The 25,957-nt window shown below is 27.1% G+C and carries 20 protein-coding genes, 2 pseudogenes and 1 other annotated feature; of the genes and pseudogenes, 11 read left to right on the top strand and 11 right to left on the bottom strand.

Features of this window, described 5'->3' with window-relative positions; translation table 11 throughout:
* Window positions 1-45: 45 nt before the first annotated feature.
* Window positions 46-294: a binding site (T-box leader), on the top strand.
* Between the two features lie 37 nt (window positions 295-331).
* The 3 genes from BEN51_RS04925 to BEN51_RS04915 all read left to right on the top strand — a co-directional run bounded on the left by BEN51_RS04925 (window position 332) and on the right by BEN51_RS04915 (window position 2,708).
* On the top strand, window positions 332-814 hold the full coding sequence (locus BEN51_RS04925; protein WP_119864965.1) for an Lrp/AsnC family transcriptional regulator: 483 nt from the start codon (window positions 332-334) through the stop codon (window positions 812-814).
* Window positions 811-1,977, top strand: coding sequence for an aminotransferase class I/II-fold pyridoxal phosphate-dependent enzyme (locus BEN51_RS04920; RefSeq protein WP_119864964.1), 1,167 nt, complete (start codon window positions 811-813; stop codon window positions 1,975-1,977). The genes BEN51_RS04925 and BEN51_RS04920 overlap by 4 nt, the downstream gene beginning before the upstream one ends.
* A 281-nt stretch (window positions 1,978-2,258) precedes the next feature.
* Window positions 2,259-2,708 carry a hypothetical protein gene (locus BEN51_RS04915; protein ID WP_119864963.1) on the top strand — a complete coding sequence of 150 codons (450 nt, stop codon included), beginning with the start codon at window positions 2,259-2,261 and terminating at the stop codon, window positions 2,706-2,708.
* Window positions 2,709-2,746: 38 nt separating this feature from the next.
* Here BEN51_RS04915 and BEN51_RS04910 read toward each other — a convergent pair whose 3' ends face one another.
* A complete protein-coding gene (locus BEN51_RS04910; RefSeq protein WP_119864962.1) occupies window positions 2,747-3,727 on the bottom strand; it encodes an alpha/beta hydrolase in 981 nt (326 codons plus the stop codon).
* Between the two features lie 159 nt (window positions 3,728-3,886).
* On the opposite strand from BEN51_RS04910, the gene BEN51_RS04905 reads away from it, so the two are divergent.
* From BEN51_RS04905 to BEN51_RS04875, 6 genes are all read left to right on the top strand, one after another.
* Window positions 3,887-5,983, top strand: coding sequence for a hypothetical protein (locus tag BEN51_RS04905; RefSeq protein ID WP_119864961.1), 2,097 nt, complete (start codon window positions 3,887-3,889; stop codon window positions 5,981-5,983).
* Between the two features lie 260 nt (window positions 5,984-6,243).
* A complete protein-coding gene (locus BEN51_RS04900) occupies window positions 6,244-6,750 on the top strand; it encodes a QueT transporter family protein (protein ID WP_119864960.1) in 507 nt (168 codons plus the stop codon).
* A gap of 87 nt (window positions 6,751-6,837) precedes the next feature.
* The gene (locus tag BEN51_RS04895) at window positions 6,838-8,757 is read left to right on the top strand and encodes an ABC-F family ATP-binding cassette domain-containing protein (RefSeq protein ID WP_119864959.1); all 1,920 of its coding nucleotides are present in this window, start codon (window positions 6,838-6,840) and stop codon (window positions 8,755-8,757) included.
* A 22-nt stretch (window positions 8,758-8,779) separates the two neighbouring features.
* Window positions 8,780-8,965 (top strand): hypothetical protein, encoded by a 186-nt coding sequence (locus tag BEN51_RS04890; RefSeq protein ID WP_119864958.1) that lies wholly within the window; start codon window positions 8,780-8,782, stop codon window positions 8,963-8,965.
* Window positions 8,966-9,121: 156 nt separating this feature from the next.
* The gene (locus BEN51_RS04885) at window positions 9,122-10,561 is read left to right on the top strand and encodes a DUF2828 family protein (RefSeq protein WP_119864957.1); all 1,440 of its coding nucleotides are present in this window, start codon (window positions 9,122-9,124) and stop codon (window positions 10,559-10,561) included.
* A gap of 989 nt (window positions 10,562-11,550) precedes the next feature.
* Window positions 11,551-12,537, top strand: a complete 987-nt coding sequence (locus tag BEN51_RS04875; protein WP_236906279.1) for a tyrosine recombinase XerC — start codon at window positions 11,551-11,553, stop codon at window positions 12,535-12,537.
* 44 nt (window positions 12,538-12,581) lie between these two features.
* On the opposite strand, the gene BEN51_RS04870 is transcribed toward BEN51_RS04875, so the two are convergent.
* Window positions 12,582-12,986 (bottom strand): hypothetical protein, encoded by a 405-nt coding sequence (locus BEN51_RS04870; protein ID WP_119864954.1) that lies wholly within the window; start codon window positions 12,984-12,986, stop codon window positions 12,582-12,584.
* A gap of 167 nt (window positions 12,987-13,153) precedes the next feature.
* Between BEN51_RS04870 and lexA the strand changes: the two genes are divergently transcribed.
* Window positions 13,154-13,759 (top strand): transcriptional repressor LexA, encoded by a 606-nt coding sequence (gene lexA, locus BEN51_RS04865; RefSeq protein WP_119864953.1) that lies wholly within the window; start codon window positions 13,154-13,156, stop codon window positions 13,757-13,759.
* A 53-nt stretch (window positions 13,760-13,812) separates the two neighbouring features.
* A complete protein-coding gene (locus tag BEN51_RS04860) occupies window positions 13,813-14,388 on the top strand; it encodes a hypothetical protein (RefSeq protein WP_119864952.1) in 576 nt (191 codons plus the stop codon).
* 24 nt (window positions 14,389-14,412) lie between these two features.
* Here BEN51_RS04860 and BEN51_RS04855 read toward each other — a convergent pair whose 3' ends face one another.
* The 9 genes and pseudogenes from BEN51_RS04855 to BEN51_RS04815 form a co-directional block, all read right to left on the bottom strand.
* On the bottom strand, window positions 14,413-15,690 hold the full coding sequence (locus tag BEN51_RS04855; RefSeq protein WP_119864951.1) for a methionine gamma-lyase family protein: 1,278 nt from the start codon (window positions 15,688-15,690) through the stop codon (window positions 14,413-14,415).
* Window positions 15,691-15,810: 120 nt separating this feature from the next.
* Window positions 15,811-16,053, bottom strand: a complete 243-nt coding sequence (hfq, locus tag BEN51_RS04850) for an RNA chaperone Hfq (RefSeq protein ID WP_119864950.1) — start codon at window positions 16,051-16,053, stop codon at window positions 15,811-15,813.
* Window positions 16,054-16,085: 32 nt separating this feature from the next.
* Window positions 16,086-17,015: a tRNA (adenosine(37)-N6)-dimethylallyltransferase MiaA gene (miaA, locus tag BEN51_RS04845; RefSeq protein WP_119864949.1), complete on the bottom strand. Its 930-nt coding sequence runs from the start codon at window positions 17,013-17,015 to the stop codon at window positions 16,086-16,088.
* Between the two features lie 9 nt (window positions 17,016-17,024).
* Window positions 17,025-18,932, bottom strand: a complete 1,908-nt coding sequence (mutL, locus tag BEN51_RS04840; RefSeq protein WP_119864948.1) for a DNA mismatch repair endonuclease MutL — start codon at window positions 18,930-18,932, stop codon at window positions 17,025-17,027.
* Window positions 18,933-18,985: 53 nt separating this feature from the next.
* The gene (gene mutS, locus BEN51_RS04835) at window positions 18,986-21,703 is read right to left on the bottom strand and encodes a DNA mismatch repair protein MutS (RefSeq protein WP_119864947.1); all 2,718 of its coding nucleotides are present in this window, start codon (window positions 21,701-21,703) and stop codon (window positions 18,986-18,988) included.
* Between the two features lie 184 nt (window positions 21,704-21,887).
* The gene (locus BEN51_RS04830; RefSeq protein ID WP_119864946.1) at window positions 21,888-22,829 is read right to left on the bottom strand and encodes a 2-dehydropantoate 2-reductase; all 942 of its coding nucleotides are present in this window, start codon (window positions 22,827-22,829) and stop codon (window positions 21,888-21,890) included.
* Window positions 22,830-22,864: 35 nt separating this feature from the next.
* Window positions 22,865-23,071 (bottom strand): annotated as a pseudogene (locus tag BEN51_RS04825) (hypothetical protein); the annotation flags it as partial.
* A gap of 78 nt (window positions 23,072-23,149) precedes the next feature.
* Window positions 23,150-24,307 carry a flagellin lysine-N-methylase gene (fliB, locus tag BEN51_RS04820; protein ID WP_119864945.1) on the bottom strand — a complete coding sequence of 386 codons (1,158 nt, stop codon included), beginning with the start codon at window positions 24,305-24,307 and terminating at the stop codon, window positions 23,150-23,152.
* 157 nt (window positions 24,308-24,464) lie between these two features.
* A pseudogene (locus BEN51_RS04815) lies at window positions 24,465-25,861 on the bottom strand (hypothetical protein).
* Between the last annotated feature and the right edge of the window lie 96 nt (window positions 25,862-25,957).

Here is a 25,957-nt window from a genome sequence, read left to right as displayed (position 1 = left end):
TGAAATATGTTGATTTTGTTATTATAATATAAAAAAAGAAATATAATAAAGATAGCGATAAGGAAGAGTACTTTAATTGATCATAATAGAGAGCTGAAGGTTGGTGGAATTTCGGCATGTTAGATTAAAGGAAGCAGCCTTTGAATTTCATACTGAAAAATAAGAATATTTATTCTTAATTAGGTATTGACGTGCTTCTCACGTTATAGAGACTTGAATGTATATTCAAACTGAGTGAGTAATCAATAATTACTTATTAGGGTGGTACCGCGGAATTTTATCTTCGTCCCTTGTTTAGGATGGAGATTTATTTTTTATATGGAGGTTTGTTATGGAAGAAATATTAGAAATCTTAGAAAAAAACTGTAGGTATAGTAATGAAGAAATAGCACAAATGACTGGAAAAACTGTTGAAGAAGTTGAGAAAGCAATACAATACTTCAAAGAAAATAATATAATTGCTGGTTATACAGCTTTAATAAATTGGGAAAATACAGGAAAGGAAACTGTAACAGCATTAATAGAAGTAAAAATTACACCTCAAAGAGGAGTAGGCTTTGATAAGGTGGCTGAAAGAATATATAAATTTAAGCAGGTAAAAGCTTGTTACTTAATGTCTTCTGGCGGTTTTGATTTAACCGTTATTGTTGAAGGTAAAACAATGAAGGAAGTTGCATTATTTGTATCTGAAAAACTAGCTGTTCAAGAATTTGTAACAGGTACTGCAACTCATTTTGTATTAAAGAAATATAAAGATAATGGAACAATATTTAAAGAAAATAAAAAAGAAGATAGGGAGGTATTATTTATATGAATTTAGAAAAGATGATCTTAAAGAATGTTAGAGATATGCCTCCTTCTGGTATTAGAAAATATTTTGATTTAATCAATGAAATGGAAGATGTAATATCTTTAGGGGTTGGAGAGCCTGATTTTGTAACTCCTTGGAATGTTATTGAAGCTGGGATATATTCTTTAGAAAAAGGACATACTCACTATTCCTCAAATGCTGGATTTATTGAACTTAGAAATGAAATTTCAAAATATTTAAATAGAAGATTTAACTTAAATTATAATCCAAAGGACGAAATATTAGTTACTGTAGGAGGAAGTGAGGGGATTGATCTTGCTTTAAGAGCCTTATGTGGGCCAGGTGATGAAGTAATAATTCCTGAACCTAGTTTTGTTGCATATAAAGGATGTACAACATTTTGTGGTGCTAAACCAGTAACTATAAATTTAAGAAAAGAAGATGAGTTTAAATTAACAAAAGAATTATTAGAAGAAGCAATTACTGAAAGGACAAAAGTTATAGTAATTCCTTTTCCGAACAATCCTACTGGTGCTATAATGACAAGAGAAGAATTAAAAGAGATAGTTGATGTTTTAAAAGATAAGGACATAATTATCCTTTCGGATGAGATATATGCAGAGCTTACATATGAGAAACAGCACGTATCAATAGCTAGCTTTGAGGAAGTTAAAGATAAAACTTTAGTTATTAACGGATTTTCTAAAGCTTATGCAATGACAGGCTGGAGGCTTGGCTATGTTTGCGGTAATAGCATTTTAATAGATGCACTAAAGAAGATTCATCAATATGCTATAATGTGTTCTCCAACTACAGCACAATTTGCAGCAATAGAGGCTTTAAAAAATGGTGATGATAGTGTTAGAGAAATGAATAAAGAATATAATAGAAGACGAAGAGTCTTAGTTGATGGTTTTAGAAGTATGGGACTTGAATGTTTTGAACCTTTAGGGGCATTATATGTTTTCCCTTCAATAAAGGCTACTGGATTAAGTTCAGACGAATTTTGTGAAAAATTATTAGTTGAAGAAAAAGTGCTAGCAGTTCCTGGAAGTGCTTTTGGTGAGTGTGGAGAAGGTTATATAAGAGCCTGCTATGCTTCTTCTATGGAGGATTTATTGGAAGCTGTAAAAAGAATCAGTAGATTTGTAAGAAAATATATGTAAATTTTTTATTTAATGTAAAAATTAAGTTGTAAGTATATTAATATCTTATAACTTAATTTTTTTATAATAATAAATTTATTTCTTTTAATTACATATTTTGCTGTGATATATTAATGAGAAAAATTAAATTTTTTGTTATAATCGAGGCTTTAATTAGACAACTATTAATGGTATTATACCCAAAATAAATTTAAACTATTCTACAATATATTTCAACAATTAAAAATTTTAATTTGTAACATACTAATAATGAAAAATAAAATATAAGGGAGGTACAAAAGATGAAATTTTATTTTTTAAAATCAATAGTACTATTCGCATCTATATTTAATATTGTAGTTTTTAATTCATTGGAAACTCAGGCGAAAAGTGTACAAGCTTCCGATAAAATAGAAACTAAGTCAAATGCACTGAGAGTTTTTAATAACTACAATTTTAATTTAGATGAAGAAAAATTTGATAACTTTTGGACTCCTGAAAATGAAGGTTTTTTAAATCAATCGCAGAAAGCAAGAATAAACGAGTTTAGAAAGAAAGTACAAAGTGGGGGAATTTTATCAGGAAAGGAAAAAAATGAATTAAAGAATATGAAAGCAGAAGTAATTAGAAAAAAACTTGGTGATGAAAAATATGCTGAATTAGAAAAACTAATAAAAAAGAGAGAAAGTTCAGTTGATTTAACTTTAGAGGAAAGACAAAGAATCTTTGAACTAGAAAAAGAGGCTAATTAGAAAGAAAGCTGCACACTGTAAATTGTGTGCAGCTTTCTTTACAGTCTTGTGTTATATGTTAAAAATTTAAATATTTCATAAATTAAATAAAAAACTTCCTTAGGCTCATAACCTTCAAAATTATGACTTCCTGATTTCAAAGTTAGTAATTTTGTATCAATATTTTTATTTTTTAAACGCTGATATAAAGATAAAGCATTTTCATATGGTACTATTTCATCCTCTTTACTATGTATTATTAAAGTGCTTGGGGAATTTTCATCAACATAGTATATTGGACTATAAATATTTTTTATAATATCTATGTTTTTTAAGGCCGTTATATCGTCTCTAATATCTTCATCTATAATTGAGAAATCTAAAGTTGATAATTCAGTAGGACCAAAAACATCTATTACATATTTAACCTTAGAAGGATATTCGGCAAGTCTTCTATCGTCTATAAATTCTTTATCATCTGAATAAGCAGCTAAAAGTGATAAATGTGCTCCAGAGGATACACCAATAAGTCCGATCTCATCTGTATCAAAATTGTATTCTTCTTTATTCTTATATACCCACCTTATAGCATCTTTTACATCAGATATTGGTTTAGAGATAGGTATATCTTCTCTTAATAATTCATATGAAAGACTGATTATTGTAAAGCCTTTTTTATTAAAAGCTTCTATTACAGGCTCCATTCCTATGGGGATACCATTATTACCAAAGATCCAACTTCCACCATGAACATATATAACTACAGGGGAAGGAGAGTTTTGTTTCTTTGATTTATAGATATCTATATAAACATTATCAGAATTACTTTCCTTGTATTTTAATTTATTTATATCCATATTAGTTGAAGGATAATAATCATTTAATTCGTAAATTGTTGCAATACTTTTATTAGAAACTTTGGTCTGGTAAATAATATCTAAAGTAATTAAAATTGCTCCTTTTAAATAGACTAAAATTATTAATGTAGTTAATAGTATAGTTAGGATGTGTAATTTGATACATTTTTTTATATATTTCAAAAGACAACCTCCTTTAGATATATATGATATCTATATTATTGACAATTAAATTAATATAATTAATTTTTTTATAATAAATTAATAATTTTAAGCATATAATGTATCGATACTTTTAGTAATTAAAAAGGAGGTTGTTGCGTATTAGCAACTCATAGTACTATGGCTTTTACTCAGGAGCTTAATAATCTTAATATAAAGAATAATTTAGATTATCTTTCGTATTTAGCATTAAATAAATATAAAGATAAAATTCTGCTAATAGATAATATTTCAGAGGAAAATTTATTAATTATTTTTGAGAAACTGGTTCAAAATTTAATTTTCAATAAAAATAAGATTTTAATTGTTTCCCAAGATTCTTTAAATACTTTGAAAGACAATAGAATAATTAAATTATTGAATGGAAAAGTAATAAATCTTACTGAAGATATTGATTTTAAAAATTATTTAAAGGAGCAAATATTAAGTTTGCCAGAGCTTACAGGAAAAACTTACATAAGTAAAGTTGACGTTATATCTAGAAAAATCGAAAGAAAAATAGATATTATTTTAAAATTAATAAAGTTACTTCGGAATAAAGATGAAAATAATTTATCACTAATAGAAAAGTATAATATTACTTATAAAAAACTTAGTAAATATGATTATTTATATAACTACTATAAAATATTTAGGATTAAGAAACCTTTTATGGATTATAGTTATGAAGAATTAAAAAATGCAAAGGAAAGGATAATTAATTCTGAAATTATAGATAAATATTTAAGATATAGAAGATATATAGATAATTCTATGTTCAAAGTATTACAAAATGAAATAAATTTTTATGTATATAAAGAAGCGTTATTAAGGTTAAAAGAATTAAATAAAAGAGAAAATCTTAAAATACCACTTATTAATTCAAAATATACAAAAGACTTTTTGGATAATTATTTTGTAAATCAAAACATGAAAGAAGAAGATGTAGAGGTATTAGCAAATATTGTGAATATAAAATATAATTCTGGAATGATAAAACAAAAAGAAAAGAAAAGTATCTTTAAATTTATTTATAAAAAATTTAAAGATACTGAATATGAAAAAAGAGTTGAAGAGTTTAAAAAGATAGAAAAAGATATAAAAGATGAGTACATTGGTAATTTAAATAATTTGAATTATTATTTAAATGAAATAGTTTTCTTAAAAGAGATATTAATAGAGGAAGAATATAATGCTTTAATTAAAAGCTATATTTTTTCAGAAGATATTAAGGAAAAATTAGAGGCTTATATTAAGATTATTAATATAAGTTGTAATATTAAAGAAACAATAAATTATATAGATAGTTTAGAAAAAATTGAATTAGATATTCTAGATTATTGTTATTCAAGTTTAGAGTATAAGGATGAGATAAAAGATTTAATAAACAATATAGATTATTTAAAATTATTTTTTGAAATAGAAAATACTGAAGTATTGAATAAAGATTTTTTAGAGACTTCTAATAAATATGAAAATTTAATTGGGGAAATAGAAAATGATTTGAAATTAAAAGATGAATTAATGAGAAATTCTCTTAACCTTGTATGGAATAATATTATTAGAGAAAAACTTCAAGTATCTAAATTAACTAAAGAAAAAATAGATTATGATAATGAAGAGCTTTATGAAAAACTATTTCCTTGTATATTGACAGATTTGGATTCGCTATATAAAATAGATAATTTTCAAAAGTATATGTCTAATTTTGAAAAAATAATTATCTTTGACAATAAACTTAATAGTAAATATATCGATTTTATAAAAGATATAAATTTAAAAGAGAGAATAATATTAATGTTGAAAGATAAATATATAAATTATAGTGATTTGATAGAGGAAGAAATTCATAAATTAAATGATGACTTAAAAGAACTAGAAAGGGATTATATAAAGAAATATTCTAAAGATAGACATGAAATATTTGTAGAAAGCTTATCTAAGCATATAGCAGGGCTCGGTTATAACTATATAAGAAATTACAAGATAGGAGTATATAAGGTACCTATTTTAATTAATGATATTAAATTAAAAAATAAAATTGCAATCCTTATTGATGGGGATGTTACTAATTATAATGATTTTATTTTTATTGATGATCTATATATTAAGAAAGAATTAGAAGATAATAATATAGATTTCTACAGAATTTGGACTAGAGATTTATGGACTAATAAGGAAAGGACTTATGATAAATTAGTAGATTTTTTAAACAATAAGTTGATATATAATAATTGACAAGATTATATAAAGAAACTATAATTATATAGTAATTTAATAAGACAGTTCGAAAACCTCCTGTCTATAAACAAAACTAGGTAATAGTACAAAATTAATTTCGTTGAATTTTGTTTATAACATAGAGGGTTCATTTTATTATGAATTTTCTATTTTGTTTTTGCGAATAAATTTTAATACTATTTACTAAAGTTGTGAGGTGTCTATTTAGACGCCTTTTAATTTTAATAGAAATTATTATATAGAAAGGTTGAAAACATATGAGAAATAATTTAACAAGCAGATTAGTTAAGACTGCATTAGTTGCAGCAATTTATGTAGCGATAACATTAATAATATCACCAATTGCTTATGGAAATATTCAATTTAGATTATCAGAAATACTGGTATTGCTATCATTTGCAGATCCTCTATATATACTAGGTTTAACTTTAGGCTGTTTTGTAGCAAACTTTAATAGTCCATTAGGTCCAATAGATGTTGGACTAGGTACTTTTGCTACTTTTTTAAGTGTTTCATCTATATATTTTACGTCTAAATATATGAAAAATGGAAAAATGAGCTTATTTATAGCGTCATTATGGCCTACAATATTTAACGGCATTATAGTTGGCTGGGAATTAAACTTTATGTTTAGTTTACCTTTAACACTTTCAATCTTACAAGTTGCCCTAGGTGAATTTGTAGTGGTATCTATTATAGGAGTTCCTGTAATGTCAAAATTGTTTAAAAAATATTCTTTTAAAGTTACAGAAAGAGCTGTTTAATACAGCTCTTTTTTAGTATAAGGAGTTGTGTAAATGATGCTTTTTAATTAAAATGAGTATATAAGTCTAAAAAGTAAGGAGAATACAATGAATTTAATTACGTTAGAAAATATAAGTAAAACATATAGTGAAAAAATACTATTAAATAATGTAAATCTAAGTATAAGTGATGGAGATAAAATAGGCTTAATAGGGTTAAATGGAACTGGAAAATCTACTTTATTAAAAATACTTGCAGGTAGAGAAGAGTTTTTTGATGGAAATATAACTAAGGGAAAAAATATAAGAATAGAATATTTAGCTCAAAATACAGAATACAATGAAAATTCTACCATTTTAGATCAAATATTTAGAGGGGATTCAAAGGAAATGAGACTCCTTATGGAATATGAAGATATGTTAGAAAAAGTTAAATATGATTCAAGTCTTAGTGATAGATTAATAGAATTGCAAAGTCAAATAGATACACTGAATCTTTGGGACTTAGAAAGTGATGCAAAAACAATATTAACTAAATTAGGTATAAAGGATTTTAATAAAAAGATGGGAGAGCTATCAGGGGGGCAAAGAAAGAGAGTATTTTTAGCTTCTTCACTAATTGCTCCTTGTGAATTGCTTGTACTAGATGAGCCTACTAACCATTTAGATTCGGATTCTATTGAATGGCTTGAGGAATATTTAAATAATAGAAAAGGATCATTAATTATGATTACCCATGATAGATATTTTTTAGATAGGGTAACAAACAGAATTATAGAATTAGATAGGGGTAATTTATACTCATACAGTGGAAATTATAGTAAATATCTAGAAAAGAAATCAGAAAGATTACAGATTGAAGCTGCTAGGGAAGAGAAGAGGCAAAAACTAATTTTAAAAGAATTAAAGTGGGTAAGAAGAGGTGCTAAAGCAAGAACTACTAAACAAAAGGCTAGACTTCAGAGGTTTGATGAACTAGTAAATCAAGAATATAACGAAATAAATACAGAAATAGATATACCTTTCATTGGGAAAAGACTTGGAAAGAAAATAATTGAGATAAATAATATTTCTAAAAAATTTGCAGATAAAACTATAATAAAGGGTTTTAGCTATATATTTACTAAAGATGATAGAGTAGGGATTATAGGACCTAATGGAGCTGGTAAAACTACATTAGTAAACTTAATTACCAATAAAATAAAAATTGATAGTGGAACTATTGAAATTGGAGAAACAGTTCAAATAGGTCTATTTAGTCAAGATGATAGTGAAATGAATCTAAACATGAGAGCTATTGACTATATAAAAGAAGTAGCTGAATATATTCCTACAGAAAAAGGAGAATACATAACAGCCTCCCAATTGGCTGAAAGATTTTTATTTGACGGAACTATGCAATATACACCTATAGGAAAATTATCCGGTGGGGAGAGGAGAAGGCTGCATTTACTAAGGGTATTAATGGCTTCTCCGAATGTATTAATTCTTGATGAGCCTACAAATGATTTAGATATTGAAACATTAAAAATTCTAGAAGACTTCTTAGATGAATATTTAGGTGTTATTATTATAGTATCCCATGACAGATATTTCTTAGATAGGTTATGCAATAAGATTTTTGCTTATGAAGGTGGAGGTTATATAAGAGAATACGTAGGAAATTATAGTGATTATTTAGGTGTTAAGGAAAGATTGTTAGCTGAAAAAGAAGAAAGTGATAAAGTAGTAAAGAAAGAAAAAAATAAAAAGAATAATATTAATAATAAGAAAAATTCAAAGCCTAAATTTACTTTTAAAGAACAAAAGGAATTTGAGACTATCTATTCGGATATACAAGCTTTAGAAAGTAGTATAGAAGAATTAGATAAAAAGATGAATGAAAATTCCAGTAATTATGGATTATTAAATGAATTGCTTTCGGAAAAAGAAGAAATTGAGGAACAACTTTTATATAAGTATGAAAGACTTGAATATTTAGAAGCTTTAAATAGGCAGATAGAAGAATATAAAAATAGACAAGAATAAGTAATAACGGCAAGAGGTTAATATGGAAATACAATTATATTTGAAAGGAATAAATAAGCCTTTAATATATTTAGGGGATAGAATAGATATATTAGATTTTAATTTAAAGGGAGTTGAATATAAACAGATAAGAGTTTTTAATAAAGCTAGTTCTAAGTCTGAACTAATAAAAACTGAATTAATTAAAAGAATTGTAGAAAAGAAGTAAGAAAAATAAATTTTACTATTCTAAAAAGGATTACAATAACATAATATTTAAATGAGATACAAACAGCTGGTTAAAAAATGTATCTAGTGCTCCTAAGACACTAACAGCTATTATAAAAATGTGTCTTGTTTATATCTATTATGAAAGGAAATTTGCATGGAGAATTTATTAAGTAAATTTAGAAATGAAATGATAAAGTTATCAGAAATAGACATGGAAGAGGATTCTTGCTACAAGGACAATCCTATATACGATTTTATTGATAATGTAAGTTCCATAAGAGAAGAAGAGGAAAGTAGTATTATTGCGAGATTTATAAAATGCATAAACTATAATCATAAAGATGCTCTAAAACTTTTAATATTTATTCGTGATAAATATAATGGTCTTGGTGAAAAAAGGATTTTTAAAATTCTACTAAGATATTTAGCTAATACTAACCCGGATTTTATAATAGAAAATTTATCTTTAATTCCTAAGTACGGAAGATACGATGATTTATATGCTTTGTTTAATACTTCTTTACAAAAGGACGTAATTGAATTATTTAGTGAACAGATTTCTTTAGATGTAAAGGCTGAAAAACCATCAAATTTAGGAAAATGGTTGAAATCAGAAAATGCATCATCAGAGGAAACAAAAAAATTAGCTTTAGAAACAAGATTAGGTCTTGGCTATTCAAGTAAGGAATATAGAAAGCTTTTATCATTTCTAAGAGAAAGAATAGGAGTATTTGAAAAAAATTTAAGTTTAAAAAGATATAATAATTTAAATTATCAAAATCTTAGTTCAAGAAAAATAATAAAATATAAAAGTCTATTTTTAAAAGAAGATCCTATATATTTTAAAGAGTATCTAGATAGTGGTAATTTTGAAGTAAAAGATTTACTCCCTATAATTATAGAGTTATCGAATAGGGAAAGAATTTCGAAGAAAGAAATAGATTTAAATATAAAGCTAGTTAATAAATATTTAGAAAGTATAAAAAACTATTCAAAGAAAGAAACGTTGGTTGTAAATGGCATTAACGAAGGAAATAAATTTAAAAAGCATTTTAATATTTTTATAATGATGACCCTTTTATATAAAAATTTGAATTCAAGCAGATTTAAAAACTATTTTATCTACTTTAGAGAATATCCTAAATTTAAAAAAATAATTGGAGGGGATTTCTTAGAAGATATAGAAATAATAAAATCCTGCAATAATAGCAAAGAAGGAAAAATATATGAAGCTTTAGATTTATTATTATTTACAATATTAAGAAAGAATATAAACGTAGATGATATTCCTGATACAATTTTGTATATAAATAACTCTTATGAAAAATTAAATCATAATTCCTTGGAGCAAAAGGCTAAAAAAATTAATGAATACCTTGAGAAGACTTGGAATAATGTTAGTAAAAAACCAAGTATAAGGATAATGAATTTAAATAATGAAAAATTTAAACTTGTAAAGGAAGGCAATGTTACCTTTATTAATGGTTTTAAGAGCAAGTATTTAAAAAATATAATAGAAGATATAGAAATTGACGAAATAGAAGAGATAAGAGAAAAATTTAATAAAATAACTTATGAAATAGAATTTGTTTAAAATAAGTTAGTTATAAACCTAAGCCTAGTGATATTTTTTATCATTTGGTTTAGGTTTTTTGATTAAATCTTATAAAGATGATTTAATAGCCTAGTTTACATAATATATATTATGGTTATGACTTTACATAATATTTATTATATAAATTAATAAGCAATCATTTGAAGTAAAATTAAATTCAAAATATATAAGGATATTTAAAACTATGTTTAATTTAAAAAAATTTGATATATTGATAAAATGATAAATGATAACACTGGTGGATAAAAATGTGAACATAAATATTCATAAAAGATTTATAGCAAAAAATCCAATATATTTTTATAATAGTTTTAATAAATACAATATTAGATAAAATAACTTAAAATAATTAGCTTTTGAGTTAATAATTAAAATATATAATGATTTATGTCTTATTATATAGAATTTAAGAACGATGTATAATGTAATAGTAATAGTTTTTAAAAATTTTAGTTATTCGTTACCTAAAATATTTATATTTATTTCGCTAAATATACATTTAGTGAAATTCGTTATGTTGCAAAAAGAATTTCTGTATGATATAATAAAATCAAGGCTTCAGAGCGATTTTGGGGGTGAAAAAAATTATGAATTTAAATACGAAAAATAATAAATATAAAAATTATCTCTATCAAGATGAAATAATGTCGCTTTTACAAGTGAATTTGTCAGTTAAAGAAAGAAATAAATTAGATAAGGTTTATGAAGAATATAAAAAACTTGAAACAAAGAAGGTTTATGAGCCTATTATTGAGGATTTATTTAAGTTAACTGTTGTTCATAAGTTGCCTACTGCTAAGATTGCTGAAATATATAATACAGGGGTAAGGAATGTTCAGATATGGTTAAAAGATTTGGGGCTTAACCGAAGTATAAAAAAAGCTAAAAAACTTGCTAAGAAAAATAATACAAAAATAGAAATCAATTCTGTTGAAAAAATAAATTTAAATAAAAACAATTCTTTAAATATGTATGGTATTCAACAATTTGAAATTAAAAATTTACCAGAAAGCGCAATCGATTTTTTGAATTATTTAGAAACGATAAAAGGAAAATCTATAAATACTATTAGCGGTTATGAAATAGATTTAAGTTTATTTTTTAGATTTTTGAAAGTATATAAAGGCTTAGTTCAAAATGATAATATAGAATTTGAAGAAATTAATATTAAGGATATTGATAATGATTTCGTTAGAAATATAAAACTTACAGATTTATACGCCTTTTTATCTTATGCAGAAAAACAAAGAGATAACGGCTATCATGCTAGAGCTAGAAAAGTTGCTACTTTAAGGGCTTATTTTAAATTCTTGCAAAACAAGGCTAAAATTATAGATTATAATCCGGCCTTAGAGCTTGAGGCACCAAAGATAAATAAAAGAAATCCTATATATTTAACTCTTGATGAAAGTTTAAAACTTCTTAACAGTTTAGATACAACAGATAAAAATTATTATAGAGATTATTGCATTTTAACTTTATTTTTAAATTGTGGAATGCGTTTATCAGAACTTTGTAATATTAAAATAAATAAAATTAAGGGAGATACGTTAACGATTATAGGAAAAGGTAATAAAGAAAGAACTGTATATTTAAATGAAGCTTGCCTTAAAGCAATAAATAATTATATGAAGGTTAGAGATACTTCAAAATGTAAAGGAGATGCAAAAGAATTCCTGCTACTCTCCTCTCGTTATCAACCAATAAATAAAAGAACTGTAGAATTATTAGTGAAAAAGTATATTCAAAAGGCTGGGTTTGATTACAATAAATATACTCCTCACAAATTAAGGCATACTGCTGCTACCCTTATGTACAAGCATGGAAATGTTGATATAAGAAGTCTGCAAAGTATTTTAGGACACGAAAATATTTCTACAACTCAAATATATACTCACGTAGATGATGAAATCTTAAGAGATGCAGTAAAATCTAACCCGTTATCAAAATTATAAAAAAGGTCCGCAATTAGCAGACCTTTTTAGATTATTGTTTAGACTTAGCCTTTGTATTTTCTAAATCCAGGATATATTTCTTCTGTTAATTCCTCAAAATCTCCTTCTGTAAAGATATTTAAATCATCAATATATTCTACATTTTCAAATGCATCAATGTATTCGTCGTTGTACTCATCATTATAACCTTCTTCAATGAAAGTATAACTATCGTCGATAAAAGCTTCAGTATTATCTTCAAGGTTTTCAATTTCTTCCTCAGATGCTTCTAACGCTTTTTTATATTCATTTTCTAAGAATTCATTTTCTTCAACCGTTTTAGCTATATCTTCAATTTTAATAGCTCTTAAATCTATGCCGTATTCTTTTAAACAATCACCGCAGTTATCACATATTCTGTTTGAATATATATCGCAATAATCGTCTTCGGTATATTTGTTAAAGTTCATAATTAACACCACCTATATAGTATGATATTTATACATAAACTATATTATATCAAATCATATTTACTATATCAATTGATATATTTTATAGTAAGTCTTATCTAAATAGAACGTAAGTTTGATATTAACATTATTGTATGATATAATATTGTTAAAGCGAGGTGTTAATAATGGATGAACTCAAAGATAAACAATTAGAAATTTATGAATTTTTAAAAATATTTACCGAAGCTAAAGGTTATCCACCTTCCGTAAGAGAAATATGTGAAGCTGTTAATCTAAAATCCACTTCTACAGTTCATGGTCATTTAAGAAGACTTGAGAAAAAAGGGTTAATTAAACGAGATCCAACTAAACCTAGAGCGTTAGAAATAATGGAAAATACAATTAATAAAAAAGAAATGTTAAACGTGCCTTTGGTTGGAAGAGTAACAGCAGGAATCCCGATTTTAGCTACGGAAAATATAGAGGATACCTTCCCTATTCCATTAGATTATATTAAGCATAATAACGAATTGTTTATGTTAAGAGTTACTGGAGACAGCATGATAAATGCAGGAATTCATAATGGTGACTATGCAATAATTGAAAGAAATCAAACTGCTGAAAATGGAGACATTGTTGTAGCCTTAATAGAAAATGAGGCAACTATAAAAAGGTTTTATAAAGAAAATAATCATATAAGGCTTCAACCTGAAAATGATACAATGGAGCCGATTATTGTTAAAGATTGTTCTATACTTGGTAAATTAGTTGGTTTATATAGAGCATATTAAATGGATAAGAGTCATATATTATAATATGACTCTTATTTTTTTGGAGGTGCACTTTGAAGGTTTCCATTTATAGAAAAAATTCTTTAGGAGATGATGAAAAAGATCTACTACTAGATGAGAACAATATTCCAAAGAATAAATATAATAATATTATTCTAATACTAAGAGTTCTAGTTGCATGTGTTTTTGCTTTTAATTTTGGTTATTTGTTATTTCCATTTGTTGATGACTTTCTCAAGGATTTTATTATTGTTGGTTTAAAATTTTTATTTATACTTATTTTTATGTATTTAATATTAGGATATATATTCACATTTATAAGTACCATGTTTTTGCCAAAAGCTTTTAAAGCAGATAATATAAAAGTGTATATAAGTATTTTTTCAGCAAAAGTAAGATCAAAAGAAGTTATCAAAGAAGCTAGAATTATTTTTGCATTATTAGTACCAGTTATCTTATTATCATTAGTTCCAATAATATTTTTTATTATTAATGGGTTTAATATATACTTATATGCTGCGATTTCAGCATCAACTATAAAATCAGTTTCCTATTTATTTTATGTGATTGTTTATATAGCAAAATATTCTGAAGTAGTGAATGTAGAAATTTATGATTATATTAATTAAAAAGGCTGCCTTAAGCAGCCTTTTTTATATAATATTATTTAAAGCTATTAAAACACCGATCTTTGCATGATCAAAAGTAAGTCCCCCTTGAAGATATGCAATATAAGGGTCTCTTATCGGTGCATCAGCTGATAATTCTATTGAAGAACCTTGAATAAAAGCCCCAGCTGCCATTATTACTTCATCATTATAACCAGGCATTGCCCAAGGTTCGCATTCAACAAAGGAATCTATTGGAGAACCTTTTTGAATTCCCTTGCAGAATTGAATAAGCTTTTCTTTATCATTAAACTTAATAGCTTGAATTATGTCGCTTCTCTTTTCATTGTATTTAGGTAACACTTCAAAGCCAGCAAGTTCCATAACTCTTGAACAGAAAACTGCTCCTTTTACTGCCTCCATTGCAACATGTGGAGCTAAGAATAGACCTTGGTATAATTGTCTCATTACACCAAAAGTAGAACCGCACTCCCCGCCTATTCCAGGAACAGTTAACCTGTAAGCTGCTTGCTCAACATATTTTGCCTTACCTGCTATATAGCCTCCAGTTGGTGAAATACCTCCACCAATATTTTTTATTAAGGAGCCTGCTACTAAATCAGCTCCAACATCTGTTGGTTCTATAGTATCAATAAATTCCCCATAACAGTTATCTACAAAAATAATAACATCTTCTCTAATATCTTTTATAAATTTTATTACTTCTCCTAATTCGCTTACCAAGAAGGAGTTTCTCCAGCCATATCCAGTACTTCTTTGTATATGTACAAGTTTTATGCTTTTATCTTCTAGTAGAATTTCTTTTATTTTATCTAAGTCAAACTTGCCATCTTTTAAATCTACTTGTTTATAGTGTACTCCATATTCCTTTAGAGAACCTATATTTTCTTTTCCGCTTATGCCTATTACATTATGCAGAGTATCATAAGGAGTACCTGAAATGCAAACCATTGTATCTCCGGTTCTTAGGTTTCCCATTAGTGCACATCCTAAGGCGTGAGTACCATTAACAAAATGAGGCCTAACTATTGCACTTTCTGTATTAAATACTCTTGCATATACCTTATCTAGAGAATCTCTTCCGATATCATCATAACCATATCCTGATGAATTAGTAAAATGAGATTCGCTAATTCTTTCCTCTTGTAAAGCTGTTAGTACTTTCATTTGATTAAATTCTCTGATTTCATCATAAGCTTCAAAAACTTCTTTGACGTCATTAAGTGCTTGTTTATAAAGCTCAAAAGTTCCTGATTTAATTTTATAATTTTTCATCATTAATTCTTCTGTTACTTTTAGCATATAAATTATTACATAAAATTAATTATGTAAACTCTCCCCTCTATAAATATTATTACATAATTAACATATTAGCATATTTTATTATTTTTTCAAAGGATATTATAAAAGAGTAGGAATATCCTACTCTTCAGATTTATTTTTAAAAAGTATTGGATTAGCTGGAGTGATTGTTGTTATAGCGTGTTTATAAACTAAAATCTGCTTTCCATCAGTTTCTAATACTACTGTAAAACTATCAAAACCTTTAACTAGCCCTTTTAATTGAAAGCCGCTAGATAAGTAAATAGTTACAGGTATTTTATTTTTCCTTGCTCCATTTAGGAAAATGTCTTGTAAATTATTTTGTTGTTGTTGCTTTACCATAAAATATAACCTCCATAAATTTTACAATAATATTAAGCTTTAAAGTCATTTAAAATATATTCTAATATTTCATCATCATTATCAAATAAATCTTTATTTATAAAAATTGCTCTTGGATCTCTTCTAAACCATGTTAATTGCCTTTTAGCATAATTTCTTGTTCCTTTTTTAATAAGTTCTACTGCTTCTTCTAATGATATTTTATTTTCTAGAAAGTAGAATATCTCTTTGTAGCCGATACCTTGCATTGATTGCATAGAAGAATTATACCCAATATTTTTAAGTTTTATGCACTCTTCTAGCAATCCTTCTGACATCATTATATCTACCCTTTTATTTATTCTTTCGTATAATTTTGCCCTATCCATTGTCAGCACATAGTATTTTACATCATATTTACTATTATAAAATTCTTCTCCTACGTTAAAAGAACTAAAGGGTTTACCTGTCAGCTTATATACTTCTAATGCTCTGATAACTCTTTTTCTGTTATTATAATGTATCTCCTTATAGCTTATTGGATCTATATCTTTAAGCAAATTATGAAGATACTCATTCCCTTTTTCTTCTGCCAATCTTTCTAACTCTTTTCTATATTTTTCATCACTATCAGCTTCTGTAAAATCCATATTGCATGTTACAGAATTTATATATAACCCTGTACCACCTGCTAAAATAGGTAATTTTTTTCTAGATAAAATATCTTCTATAGCTTTTTCCGCTAGTTCTTTATAATCAGAGACAGTAAATTTTTGCGAAGGCTCTATAATATCTAGCATATGATGTTTTATTCCATGCATTTCCTCTTCTGTAACTTTAGCAGAACCTATATCCATATATTTATAAATTTGCATTGAATCTGTAGAAACTATTTCTCCATTTAGAGCTTTAGCTAATTTTATAGATAATTCTGTTTTACCAACAGCTGTTGGCCCTGCTAGGACTAATAATTTATCTTTCATATAATCACCTTATACTATTCTTCTAAATTTCTTCTCTAGCTCATAATTAGTAAATTTAATAATTACTGGTCTTCCATGTGGACAATGAAAAGGATCATCTATATATCTTAAATCATCTATTAGTTTTTCCATTTCTATTGTAGTTAATGAATCATTTGCTTTTACTGCTGCCTTACAAGCCATTGTAGCAATTTTATTATATTTTACTTCGGTAGTTTTTCCACTGCCTAAGGCTTTAATATTATCTAATATGTTTATAAATAGATTTCTAGGATCTAACTTACCTACAAAATAAGGTACTTCTTTTAAGGCTATTGTATTTCCACCAAAATTTTCAACTGTAAAGCCTGCCTTGGCAAATACTTTAGCGTTTTCTTCATAATAAATATAATCATCAGTAGTTAAGTCTATAAGAGCTGGTACTAGAAGCTTCTGTACTATTATATCCCCCTCTTCTATGCTTTTTAAATATTTTTCAAAAAGTATTTTTTCATGAGCTGCATGTTGGTCTATCATATAAAGTACTTCTTCATATTCAGCTAATATATAGGTTTTATTAAATTGACCAATTACCCTTAGAGCTGGAAATTTAGGAGTTCTATTTTCTGCTGTCTTATAATCATTATTTTCTTTTATAACTTCATTAGTAATATCTTTTATTATAGCACTTTCAGTTATAATATCTTGATTAAAAGTCTTACTATTATTTATATTAGTCTTTAAATTAAGTTTTCCTTCTTCTTTTAAAGTTTTTAGGCTTTCATACAAATCTTCTTCTTTTTTTATATCGTTATATGACAATGGATTTGAAGAAGTAGTTTCCTTTATTTTTTCCATAAAATCTATATCGAAGCTAATCTTTTCAACCTTTTCTTCTTCAATTTCAGGTTTTATTTTTTCATCTTCAGGGATAAAGAAGTCATTAAACACATCATCTTTTAGGGATTTATGTACAGCGTCAAAGACCTTTTTAAATACTCCTCTTTCTTCTTTGAATTTTATTTCTGCCTTTGTCGGATGTATATTAACATCTACAAACTCAGGGTAAACGTCAATAAATAAAACAAAGAAAGGAAACTTATTTACTGTAGCAAAGGATTTAAAGGCGTTTTCTACTGCTGCTACTATTGTTTTATTCTTTATATATCTTCCGTTAACAAAAATACTTTGATTATTTCTTGAGCCTCTTGCAATTTCTTCTTTTCCTATGTATCCGTAAAGGGAAATATCATCTCCCATAGCTTCAAAGTATATTAATTCTTCACTTATTTTTTTACCATATATAGTTCTAATTACATCCTTTAAATCTCCAGTACCATAGGTATGAAGGACTTTCTTTCCGTTGTTATACAGTTTAAAGGAGATATCAGGATGAGATAGGGCTATTCTATTAACTATATCATTAATTAAGGATCCCTCTCTGGAGCTGGATTTTAAGAATTTTAATCGAGCAGGCACATTATAAAACAAATCCCTTACTTCTATTACTGTACCCTTATTAGTTCCAACTTCACTTGTATATTGTATTTCTCCACCATCAATAGAAATTACAGTACCAAATTCCTCTCCTTCTATTTTAGTTTTAAGGAGTACTTTTGAAACTGCGGCTATAGAAGCTAATGCTTCACCTCTAAAGCCAAGGGAATTGATAGAATATATATCTTCAACACTCTTTATTTTTGAAGTAGCATGGGGTAAAAAAGCCTTTCTAACATCATCCTTATGAATTCCAATACCATCATCTATTATTCTTATTAGGACAATGCCACCATCTTCTATTTCTATTGTGATGTTCTTAGCTTCTGCATCTATTGAATTTTCTACTAATTCCTTTACAACTGAAGAAGGACGTTCTACAACTTCTCCAGCTGCTATTTTATTAGAGGTATGTTCATCTAATAAGTTTATTCTTTTCAAATATCTTCACCTCCTATTGTTATATTTAAAAGCTTAAAGTTCTAAACTAGTAACTATTTTAACCTTTTAGCTTCTAAGGTTAATTTATATAACTTATTCATTGCATCCATAGGAGTTAAGGCCATAATATCTATATCTGCAATTGAATTAATTAAATTATCTTTTTCTATCATTGTAAAGTCTATTTGATAATCAATAAGCTCATTTACAGCTTTTTTCTTATACCTCTTGTTTGTAGTAGTATTTTCTAAATCTACATCTTTTATAGCTTCATCTTTTTCTTCTGCTTCAATTTTAAAATAATCATTATTATTTTTATCTTTATCTATTGCCACTTCCTTAATAGTAGATGCATCTATTGAAATATTATCTGAAGAATCTTCTAGGGTAGCAAGTATTTCCTTTGCCCTATTAATAACTTCCTGTGGAAGACCTGCAAGTTTTGCAACTTCAATTCCATAAGATTGATCTGCTCCACCTTCTACTATTTTTCTTAGGAAGATAATATTATCATCAATTTCGCTAACAGCAACAGAGTAGTTTTTAACTCCTTCAATAACTCCTTCAAGTTTTGTTAATTCATGATAGTGGGTTGCAAATAGAGTTTTGCATTTTAGCTTATTGTTTTTGGATATATATTCTATTACTGACCAAGCTATACTTAATCCGTCATAAGTAGAGGTTCCTCTTCCTACCTCGTCTAACAATACTAAACTTTTTGAAGTTGCATTTTTAAGGATATTAGATACTTCCCACATTTCAACCATGAAGGTAGATTTTCCGCCTGCCAAATCATCTGAAGCCCCTATTCTTGTAAATATCTTATCGCAAATAGAAATATTAGCAGATTTTGCTGGTACAAAGGAGCCTATTTGTGCCATAAGGGTTATAAGGGCTACCTGCCTCATATAGGTAGATTTACCAGCCATATTTGGACCGGTTATCAAGAGCAATCTGTTATCCTTTTGATTTAAAAAAGTATCATTAGATACAAATTCACCTTTACCAATAACTTTTTCTACTACTGGATGTCTTCCTTCTTTTATTTCTATAATACCTTCTTCATTTATACTAGGTTTAACATAATCATTTTCTACAGCAACAACTGCCAGAGTAGATAATGCATCTAGGGCACCGATAATTCTAGCACTTTGTTTAAGTCTTGGAATTTCTTTTTCAATTGTATCTCTAATTTCTACAAATAAGTTATATTCTAAACTAATAAGTTTTTCTTCAGCACCTAGTATCTTATCTTCCATTTCTTTTAATTCTTGAGTTATAAATCTTTCTGCATTAGCCAATGTTTGCTTTCTTATATATCTTCCTTCTGGAATGGCATCATAATTTGCTTTAGATATTTCTATATAGTAACCAAATACTTTATTGTAACCAACCTTTAAGGATTTGATGCCTGTAAATTCTCTTTCTCTATTTTCTAGAGCAGCTATCCATTCCTTACCATGAAGTTTAGCAGTTCTTAGGCTATCAACTTCTTGGTTGAAACCATCTTTTATAATGTTACCTTCTTTTATATTAATAGATGGATCATCTAATATGGCTTTAGATAAAAGATCTTTAATATCTGTTAATTCATCTAAATCATTATGCCATTCTTTTAAGATAGCCGAAGTTGCATCCGATAAATGCTTTTTAATACCTGGAAGTTTCTCTAAAGAGCATTTTAAGGAAATTAAATCTTTAGCATTTACATTCTTATTTGATATTTTACCTACTATTCTTTCTATATCATAAATTTCCTTAAGTAAATCTCTTAAGTCTTCATTAAAGTAGGCATTGTTATATAGTTCTTCCACTCCTTCTAGTCTTTTTTCTATTTCAGACTTTACTATTAGAGGTTCTTCTATCCATTTTCTTATTGCCCTTCCGCCCATAGAAGTAGCAGTTTTATCTAATACCCAAATCAAGCTGCCTTTTTTAGATTTTTCCTTAAGATTTTCCGTAAGCTCTAAATTTCTTCTTGAGTTACCATCTATAGTCATATAGTTAACTATATCGTAATACTCTAAAAGATTAATATTAGTTAAGGCTATCTTTTGAGTATCATATATATATTTTAGTAAAACCTTAGATACAGTTTTTGATAAATCATTTAAATTAGCAACACATACTTCTGAAAATTGATTTAGGAGTTCTTCATCACTGCATATATTTTTAGAAATATCTCTCCTTGTAATTAAGGCTGAAGTTATAGATTTTATTTCCTTTAATAGTTCTTTCTTTATATTTAAGTCTACAATGATTTCCTTAGGTGAAATTTTAGTTATTTCATCTAATAAGCTTGATAAAGCAGCTTTAAAGCTTGTAACTTTAAATTCACCAGTGGATATATCTGAAGAAGCTATGGCATAATGACCATTCTCTTCTACTATACACATTAAGTAAGTATTTTTATATTCACTATCTTCATTATTTTCTATATATGTACCAGGAGTAATAACCTTAATAACATCTCTTTTAACTATTCCCTTTGCAGTAGCAGGGTCTTCTACCTGTTCTCCAATTGCTACTTTATAGCCCTTGCTAATAAGTTTTGCTATATAGGATGAGGCTGCATGAAAAGGAATACCACACATAGGAGCCCTTTCTTCAAGACCGCAATCTCTGCCGGTTAAAACTAATTCTAGCTCCCTTGAAGCTATTTTAGCATCTTCAAAGAACATTTCATAAAAATCACCCAATCTAAAAAATAGTATACAGTCCTTATAATTTTCTTTTATTTCTAGATATTGTCTCATCATTGGAGTTAACATATTTTATACCTCGCAATACTTAATTTAAAATATACTTTCTTAAATAGATTCTATATTATTATACTATAAAAATAATTTCATAAAAAGAAATAAGCCTTGAATTAAGTAATAATAAAATGCCCTATAAAATAGATATTAAGATAATCATTTTGTAGGGCATTTGGTATTTTATTAATTTAAATATTTATTTTGCTCCTAAAATTTCTTCTTTTGCATGAACTAGTTCTGTGATTAATTGGCAATAAGGGGTTGGAATATTATATTTTTTCCCCTTTCGGAACACTGCACCATTTATATAATCAATTTCGGTAAGACGTTTATTTTGAATTAGATCTTGATGCATCGATGGATAATGGCTTCCTATTTTATTTGGATCATAGGTAGATATTATTAGTTTTTTTATTTCTTCAACATCAAGAATAATGTTTTCTACTTTTGCAACTGCAGCAAATTCATTTATGATTGTAGTTATAATTTGGCTACTTACCTTTGTTGCACCAAAGCTCATAATATTAGTATCTAAAATAGTACATATTCCATTAATAGCACCATTTAAACAAGCCTTTCTCCATATAGAATATTTTACATTTTCTCTATAATTACCATTTAAGCCTGCATCTTTAAGAATTTTTACTATTTCTAGAGCAACTTCTTTTCCGGCAGGATGCACATTTTGAAGGTCTAATTCGCCATCACCAAAAAGTTTCACTTCACCAGGTCCAATTATTGAGGCTGTCCAAATTGTATTACCTAGTAATATATTTTTCTTATCAATGTATTTTTCAATAGTATCTTCATGGCCTAATCCATTTAATAAGCATAGAACTTTAGTGTCTTTTTTTAATATAGGTTTTATTGACTTTAAAATACTTTCTAATTGCATCGCTTTTGTAAAAAGTATTACAACATCTATACTGTCCTTATAATCTTGAACTTCCTCAGGAAAGAAAATTGGAATTTTTTCTACAATATCTTCACCATTAAAATTAGCTTTTAATCCGAATTTTTTAATAGCATTTACATGATCTGTCCAGGTATCAATTAGTATTACATCATTTCCAGCTTTGTGAAGCATTATTCCAAATCTACTTCCCATAGCTCCTGCTCCTGCAATTGCAATTTTCATTTGTACCATTCCTTTTATATGTATAGTTTATTTCAGATTAATTCTTCTTTGGCGTATTTATCTGTAACATATTCTTTTAATATTAGTGCTTTTGAAATATACAATGCTTTTATTCTATTTTTTAATAGGGTATGCTGAGCAGTTCCCTTATCAAACTTTGGCTGCATTTTTTCACAGTTTTTAATAGTTGAAGAAACAACTTGTAGTGCTTTTTTTAATTCTTCAGCAGAATATCTACTCATAGTATTTCACCTCGATTTTCATTTTATAAAGTTATCCAAGATATTTGTATATGATAATTTGCAGAAAATTAAATATTATTAATTCAAAAGTACGGTTAATAATTTATCTATGGTAAAATTCTTATTCGTTTCAAATAATTCCTGTAATTTTTCTACATTTTCTTCTGAATGTTCAATATCTTTAGAATAAGTATGAGCTATATCTACTAAATCTTTAAAGGTAAATTCCTTGTTTTCAAAAAATCTTATGGCACATAATTCTTTAATCATAATTGTACTTACTATGGAAATCTTCATTTTCCCTATAAGATCATAATCAAAAACTGCTTTTAAAAAGTATTTATATGTAAAGTAAACTAAAATATGCTCAAACTGATAATTTTCTTCTTTATAATAATTATTAAAATCAGTGTTTATTTTTAAATAAACCTCTTTATCTTCTTTACTTTGCCAGAAGTATTGTAATCCCTTTTCTAAGGATAAAGGATCATAAGTAATGTGTTCTAATTCATCTTTGAAAATCTTAAAAAGTTCTTTTATATAAATATATTTTTTATCTTCTTTTCTTTCATATACAGCAAAGCTATTTATTATTTTATTAATTAATGATTTATTTAAATATTTATCTTTAATACTTTTTATTCCATTAATATTATTTTTATCTATTTGTTCTTGAATTTCATTTATAAATACCAGGGATAAAGCAGCTCTAATCTTTATATCTAAATTTCTATCTTGGAGAAGATCTAAAACTATTTTTCTGCATTGCAATAAGTTAATATAAAGCATTGCATTAATATCATTATAATTATTAACTTCTTCTTCATTATCACTTAATTTAAATTCTGTTTTACTAGTTTGGCCTAGTATTATTCTTGCTGCTTCGGGACAAGATAAAGATATTCCGATTTCACGTAAACTTCCAAATTCTTCTGAAAAGCGTGGATATTGTTTGCAGGTGTGACAAAGAGCCTCTTGGCCTAGATTATTATAGATATCACATAAATTATCATTATTTAAAAATGAACATCTATTTCCTTTCAATTGGAAGATATTTTCTCCATCTTCCCTTATTATTTTGCTTCTCAATTCTTCTCCAAATTTACCTTCTACAGACAAATAGTACTTATAGGATTTATCATCAATTACAATTCCCCATCCAGCACAGCATGTATCTTCACATTTACTTGCTATACATTTAAACTTATCAAAATAATCTGGTTTTCGTATCTTCATTGTTGACCTCACATATTCTTTAGTTATTTAATAATCAGTTTTATAATAAATCTATTTTAATACTCATTTTTAATGACTGCAAGAAAAAATATAGAAATTATTACAAAAGAGAAGAGGCTAACTACTCTTCTCTTTTGTAATTAATATTATTAACATATTATATTAAGAATATTGCTACTATGGTTGTAACCACTAGCCCAATTACAACAGGTTTAAAGTTTTTCTTTGTAAGCTCAAAGGCATCAATTCCACATATGGCTGCAACTGGTATAACTGCCCAAGGTACTATGGTACCTCCGCCTACCCAAATTCCAGCTATTTGTCCAAGAGCTGTAAGAATTTCTACTCCACCACCAAGAGCTGTTGAGAAGATTTTTGCAATAGATCCAACTAATGATATTCCTGAAAAACCAGAACCATCTAAACCTGTTATTGCACCTACTGCATAAGAGTTGCCGAAGAAACAATTGAATTTAGTGGTACTATATTTGCAAGAGCAACTCCTAAATCATTAACAATTCCATGAGAAGTTTCAGGTAAAATATTACCAAAAACATCAAAGAAAGCTGCATCGCCTAAATAGAAGAAGGCAGCTACAGGTATTACGATACCAAATATTTTAAAGCCAAATTGTAGACCCTTTACTAAATCCTCTGTTATTTTATCTAAAGCATTCTTTTTATAAGAAATTATAGAAATTAAGCTTAATATAAATACTGCTGTTCCTCCAATAAGGGCTGTTGCATCTCCTCCCTGTAGATTTGCCTTAAACATTATTATAATATCTAATGTAAATAGTATTACTATTAACAAGGCTAATAACTTTCTTAGTTTCCTTGAAGAAATAAGGATTTTTCTTTCAGAATTAGCTTCCTCTTCCTCAAGGTTAAATTCTATAGGAAGAGAGCCGGATTTAATATCCTTTCTTAAAAAGTAAAAAGCTGAGACTGTTGTAACAAGTCCCATAGTTATAACTAATGGAACACTAGCAGACATAACGCTTCCTACAGAAATACCTGCTGCATCTCCAGTTAGTTTTGGTGCTGCTTGAATTATATAATCGCTCGATAGAGCAATGCCATGACCAAATAAGTTCATCGCAATAGCTACTCCAATGGCGGGAAGACCAGCCTTTTTAGCAATAGGTAAAAATAATGCTCCTATAAGGGCTACTGCTGGGGATGGCCAGAAGAACCATGATAAGATCATCATTACTATACCTATTAACCAGTAAGCAATCCAATAGTTCTTTATTATTCCTTTAAAGGGAGAAACTAATTCATCATTTATTCCAGAGGCCATTAATATACTACTCATGGCTGTTATTAGAGAAATGATAAATATAGTAGGCATAAGTTCTTTGGTAGCATATACAAAACTGTTAAATATGCCCATTGCGGAACCATATAAAGACTTTGATCCCATAAGGCCAAGGATAAAGATACCTAATATACAGATTAAAGAGATATCTTTCTTCTTTGCCATTGCCACTATAATAATGATTATAAAGAAGAGATAAATATAGTGTAGAGGGGTTAGCGTAACGTTTATCATTCACTTCTCCATTTTATTGATTGTTATAGTACTAAGTTATGACAATAGTATCCTGTTGCTACTGAATATTTGTAGAAAATATGTATTTTTTGAGAA

Source organism: Clostridium isatidis, assembly GCF_002285495.1.
GTDB lineage: Bacteria > Bacillota > Clostridia > Clostridiales > Clostridiaceae > Clostridium > Clostridium isatidis.
This window is presented reverse-complemented; position numbering and strand designations above follow the sequence as displayed.